The following is a 5,331-nucleotide window of genomic DNA, read 5'->3' as shown; positions in this document are numbered from 1 at the left end:
TGCCTGATGACCATAGCAAGTTGGTCCCACCCCTTCCCATCCCGAACAGGACCGTGAAACAACTTTGCGCCGATGATAGTGCTGCAACCAGTGTGAAAGTAGGTTATCGTCAGGCTAGTTATAAGAAGAAGCCCGCTCAGTGATCTGAGCGGGCTTTTTTGCGTTCGGAGATATACTCTCGACATGAACGAACACACTGCAAGAGACGTTGTACTGGTGCGTGCCATCGAGATGGCCGACCAGAATAAAGAAATTCTTAGCGACGACGATCGCATGTACGCCAGCCGCAGTGCGCGCGAACTCGCGCAATGGCAAGCCTCCGGCAAGCAGGCCGAAGTAACGGCCGACGATTTCTTGCAGCAGCGCTCAGAACTCATGCTCAAACGCATCGCTGAACGCACCCCCGCGTTTGCCGCCTTCGCCAAACAGCGCCACGGCTGGAAGGCGTTCTCGCTTGCCTTGCCCATCATCGCGCTGCTGCTCGGCGCCGGCCTTGACCGCATCACCGATCCGCACGGCGTCGACCTGCTGTCGGCACCGCTGTTGTTGATCGTCGCATGGAACATGCTGGTCTATCTGTGCATGCTCGCCTGGTTATTGATGCCTGCGCGCCGGCCGGCCTGGTCGAACTTGCGGAGGCCAAGCAAACCTGGCTTGCCACGCAAATTGCCGCAGGTGTTGGCATCCGCATTGCTGAGTTTTTCTGCCGAATGGACGCAACTAAGCGCCAGGCTTACCGCAGCGCGCCTGAGCCGCACCATCCATCTGAGTGCGGCGATGTTTGCGTTCGGCGCACTGGCCTCCTTGTATGCGCGCGGCCTCTGGTCGCAATACGCGGCCGGTTGGGAAAGTACCTTCCTCGACGCCAGCCAGGTGCATACCCTGCTGTCGATATTGTTCGCGCCGGCGGTCGCCATATTTCAACTTCAGGATTTTTCGCTCGCCGAGGTGGCCGCGCTGCGCTTCCCGCAAACCACGGCGGCCGAAGGCGGCGCGCGCTGGGTGCATTTGTACGCCGCCACCATGCTGTTACTGGTAGTGCTGCCGCGTCTGCTGTTGGCTGCGCTCGGCCACTGGCGCGCCGTGCGATGGGCGCAGCGCTTTCCGCTGGATCTGGATCAGCCATATTTTCGCAAACTCGGCGGAGGTGTCGGCATCGCCGCCGGCGGTACGCTGCGTGTGCTGCCGTACAGTTTTACTGTTGACGAAACACGCCACAAGAGCCTGGCGCAAATCGCTGTCACGCTGTTCGGCGAGCAAGGCCGCTTGATGCTGCGGCCTCCCATTGCGTACGGCACGGAACCGCAATCGGCTTTGCGGGATGTCGACCTGAGCGTGGACACCACGGCGGTGCTATTCAATTTGTCGGCCACGCCGGAGAGGGAAAACCACGGCGCGCTGCTTGATTATCTGGTGGCCTCATCACCGCGCGAGATCATCGCCTTGCTGGACGAATCCTCCTATCTCGAACGCATGGGCAAGCAGGCCGATGCACGCGCGCGTCTCGCTGAACGTACCGCGCTGTGGCAGCAATTTTGCGCCTTCCATCAAGTCAGGACCGAGGTCGTCAACCTGTTGAAGCCTCATGAATAAATCCGCACCCATTCAGCTTGCGCTGATCTCGCACACCAACAACGGCAAGACCACGCTGGCGCGCACCTTGATCGGCCGGGATGTTGGCGAAGTGCGCGATGCCGCGCATGTGACGATCTTCGCCGAATCGCATACGCTGCTCGAGACGCCGGAGGGCGATACCTTGCAGCTGTGGGACACGCCCGGCTTCGGCGATTCGGTGCGTCTGCTGAAGCGGCTGGCGCAATCGGGTAATCCGATCGGCTGGTTTCTGCGCGAAGTCATCGATCGCCACGGCGACCGCCCGTTCTGGCTGAGTCAGCAAGCGCTGCGCGCCGCCAAGGATGCGGCCGATGTCGTGCTCTATCTGGTGAACTCCGCCGAGCCGCCCGAAGATGCCGGCTACCTGCCTGCGGAAATGCAGATCCTGGCCTGGCTGGGTAAGCCGGTGCTGGTGCTGCTCAATCAGATGGGGCCGCCGCGCCCGGCGGCGCAGGAGCAAGCGGAGCAGGCCAGATGGCGCGATTATCTGGGCCAGTATCCGGCGGTGCGCGAAGTGTTGCCGCTTGATGCGTTCGCGCGCTGCTGGATACATGAAAGGGTTTTCTACGCGGCGGTAGGCAAGCAGCTGAGCGAGCCTATGCAAGCGGGGTATGGTCGTCTGCTCGCCGTTTGGGAGGCAAACAATGCGCAGCGCTATGAACAGGCCATGCAGTCGCTGGCCAGGCAGCTGGTGCTGGCAGTGCGGGATAGCGAGGTCATCGAAACCGAAGCCAGGAGTGTGCTCAAGTCGGCGCTGAAAGTGGTGGGCATCGGAAAGAATGAAGAGCAACAACGGCAGGACCGTGCAATGGCTGCCTTCGTCGCGCGCCTGAACCAGGCGACTGCGACGATGACGCGCGAGCTGCTGATCCTGCATCAGCTTGATCCTGCCGACGCCGTCAAGATCAACGCCAGGGTGCGCGACAATTTTTCGGTGCGCGCGCCGATCGACCAGGCGCAGGCTGGCTTGCTGGGCGCGATGATTTCCGGCGCCGCGACCGGCCTGTCGGCCGACCTGCTGTCTGGCGGCCTGAGTCTTGGTGGCGGCGCGCTGCTCGGCGGCGTGGTGGGGGCGTTGACCTTTGCCGGCGCGGCCTGGGGATTCAATTCCAGCACCGATCGCCAACAGGCGACCATGCAATTTACCGACGCCTTCATGCGCACACTGGTGGTGGCTGGCGTATTGCGCTATCTGGCGGTCGCGCATTTTGGCCGCGGCCGTGGTGATTTTATCGAAGGGGAGTCGCCGGCGTTCTGGCAGAGCGAGGTGGAACAGATGGTCGCACAACACGATGCGGAACTACTGGCGTTGTGGCGGAGTGCGCGCGCTGATCATGCGGCCGAACCAGCTATGAGCCTGATCCAGCCGCTTGTTCAGCGCATCGCGTCAGCCACGCTGGCGCGGCTGTATCCAGGCATGCAGCGTTAAGCGTTTCAGAACTGGTAGCGGGCGCCGAAAGTATAGATCGAAACTTCGCTCTTGCTCAGGTAGGTGCCTTCCAGACTCAGCGAGAAGTTGCGGTTGATGGCATAGCGCACGCCGACGCCGACCACTGCATCGGTGTCGGTGCGGTCGCTCATCGTGTTGCGGTTCGCTTTCATGGTTGTGCGGCCCACGCCGGCGCGGCCCAGCAGGCTGAAGCTTTCGTTCAGAGGCATGGTGCCGATGGCGGCAATCCCGGAATGCTGGTCGGGATAGTAGCCAGGCGCCGACACCGCCGCCACGAGAGGGATGAAGCTCAGGCTGCGGGTATAGACTTCGAAGCCGAAGTTCGGCGTGTACTGGTAGCCCAGTCCGGCGCCGAGGGAAATGTCGTCGCCGTTGGCGGCGTACTTGGAGGTGACCGAAGTCCGGCCGCCGATGATTTCGGCATAAACGCCCGGTTCGAAGCCAGGCCCGGCGAAGGCCGGCGCCGCCGCCGACAGCAGCGTCGCGAGCGTCGCGGCTCCGATAATGATATGTCGCATATTGCTCCTGATATGAAGTGGTACTACCGGGACGGAGTTGACTAATTTTCAATTCCGTCAGTAACCGAATAGTACCTGCAACTTATTTTTAAAGCAATCTTGCCGGTTCCGCCGGCTGGACCGCCAGCAGGCGGCGCATGGCGCTGGCTTCTTCGCCGGGACTGCGGCCGAAGAAGCGCTTGAATTCCCGGCTGAATTGCGAGGGGCTTTCGTAGCCGACCTGGGCCGAGGCGGATTGGGCCGTCATGTCGCTGCGCGCCATCAACAGCCGTGCCTGGTGCAGGCGGGCAGATTTCAGGTATTGGATCGGCGAGCAGTGCGTGACCGACTTGAAATGCACGTGAAAGGCCGGCACGCTCATGTTCGCTTCGGCGGCCAGCATGCCGACGTCGATGTCGGCTGAATAGTCGGCATGGATGCGGCGCAGCGCCTTGGCGATCCGGCCGAACTGGCCCTGGTTGGTCAGCGCCGCACGCATGGCGGCGCCCTGTTCCCCCATCAGCACGCGGTAGCAAATTTCGCGCACGATTGCCGGACCGAGCACGCGCGCTTCCAGCGGCGAATTCAAGGCTTCGAGCAGGCGCAGCACGGTTTCGCTCAGGCGTTCATCCATGCGGGTGGTCATCATGCCCTTGGGCATGGCCGGCACTTCGTTGTCGGTCTGGTCGATGGCAAACATCAGGTCCGCAAGGGTGGTGCGGTCGACCCGGATCGACAGGCCCAGGAACGGCTCATCCGGCGTGGCGTCGGTGGTGCTGGTGAAGGGCATGGGCACGGCGACTACCAGGTAATGCTCGGCGTCGAACTGGAGCACGTCGCCCCCGAAGTAGGCGCGCTTGCGCCCTTGCAACACGATGGCGATGCAGGGATCCGACATGGCCGGGGTCTTGGTTGAGCTGCAATTCGAGCGGGTCAGCCGGACGTCGTCGAGCGCCGATAAGGTGTAGCCCTCGTTGCGCGCCAACTGTTGATGCAGTGCGATCATGCGTTCCACGTCCGTTCCCTCTCAAATGCTGTGATGAATAGGAATGATCCATCATTCCCGGCCTCATCGCCACCATGTACACACCGATCTATAGGATTAGGCAATAAGTGCATAGTCGTGTGCATTCGCAGCATGGGCCTGATTCCGTAAGATGCAGTCTGGTGTTACTGCCATCGAAAGGACCGCGCCATGACTGCTACTGTACAAACAATTCGTAAGGTTATCCTGATTGCCGGCGCCAGCCGGGGCTGCGGTCCGGCGACCGCTCGCCAGTTGGCGGGCGAAGGGCATCATGTGGTGCTGGGTGCGCGACGCTCCAGCAAGCTGCACGCGCTGGTCACGGAGATACGCAGGGCCGGCGGCTCAGCCGAATGGTATGCGCTGGATGTGTCGCAGCCGGAAGAGATGCGCGAGTTCCTCGCGTTTGCCGAGGATGTGCATAAGCGCGTTGATATTGTCATTAATAACGTTTGACAGAATTACTACACCCTTGCTATAGTTCGCCCCCTCGCAGAACGACGCATGTAAATGCCGAGTGAAGTGGGAAAAAGTAGAGCTTGACGAGATGGACGAAACGCTTCATACTCTTGCCTCTTCGCTGATGAACACAACGCTTCTTCAGCAAGCAGTACCGAATAAGTTCTTTAAAAATTTACAGTCGATAAGTGTGGACGTTTGATGAAAGTGCACAGCAGGCTAGTCCTGCTGATACTTAAAATATCAAATGTTCACAAGAAGTAATGAAATAGGCGCTACGCAAGTAG

5 protein-coding genes and 1 rRNA gene are annotated in these 5,331 nt (G+C 60.8%); 4 read left to right on the top strand and 2 right to left on the bottom strand.

What is annotated here, in order from left to right; all coding sequences use genetic code 11:
- The first annotated feature begins 2 nt into the window (after positions 1-2).
- The 3 genes from rrf to KVP70_RS32835 all read left to right on the top strand — a co-directional run bounded on the left by rrf (position 3) and on the right by KVP70_RS32835 (position 3,043).
- A 5S ribosomal RNA gene (gene rrf, locus KVP70_RS32845) occupies positions 3-115 on the top strand.
- A 68-nt stretch (positions 116-183) separates the two neighbouring features.
- A complete protein-coding gene (locus KVP70_RS32840) occupies positions 184-1,593 on the top strand; it encodes a DUF2868 domain-containing protein (protein WP_217946630.1) in 1,410 nt (469 codons plus the stop codon).
- Positions 1,586-3,043: a DUF3482 domain-containing protein gene (locus tag KVP70_RS32835; RefSeq protein ID WP_217946629.1), complete on the top strand. Its 1,458-nt coding sequence runs from the start codon at positions 1,586-1,588 to the stop codon at positions 3,041-3,043. Before KVP70_RS32840 ends, KVP70_RS32835 begins: the two co-directional genes overlap by 8 nt.
- Before the next feature lie 5 nt (positions 3,044-3,048).
- On the opposite strand, the gene KVP70_RS32830 is transcribed toward KVP70_RS32835, so the two are convergent.
- Positions 3,049-3,582, bottom strand: coding sequence for an outer membrane beta-barrel protein (locus KVP70_RS32830; RefSeq protein WP_217946628.1), 534 nt, complete (start codon positions 3,580-3,582; stop codon positions 3,049-3,051).
- A gap of 88 nt (positions 3,583-3,670) precedes the next feature.
- Positions 3,671-4,567 carry an AraC family transcriptional regulator gene (locus tag KVP70_RS32825; protein ID WP_217946631.1) on the bottom strand — a complete coding sequence of 299 codons (897 nt, stop codon included), beginning with the start codon at positions 4,565-4,567 and terminating at the stop codon, positions 3,671-3,673.
- Between the two features lie 189 nt (positions 4,568-4,756).
- On the opposite strand from KVP70_RS32825, the gene KVP70_RS32820 reads away from it, so the two are divergent.
- Positions 4,757-5,041: an SDR family NAD(P)-dependent oxidoreductase gene (locus KVP70_RS32820; RefSeq protein ID WP_116994085.1), complete on the top strand. Its 285-nt coding sequence runs from the start codon at positions 4,757-4,759 to the stop codon at positions 5,039-5,041.
- Positions 5,042-5,331 lie beyond the last annotated feature (290 nt).

It is taken from the genome of Duganella violaceipulchra (assembly GCF_019166075.1).
Classification (GTDB): Bacteria; Pseudomonadota; Gammaproteobacteria; order Burkholderiales; family Burkholderiaceae_D; genus Rugamonas; species Rugamonas violaceipulchra.
The sequence above is the reverse complement of the archived record's forward strand: the minus strand, read 5'-3'. Positions and strand labels throughout refer to the sequence as shown.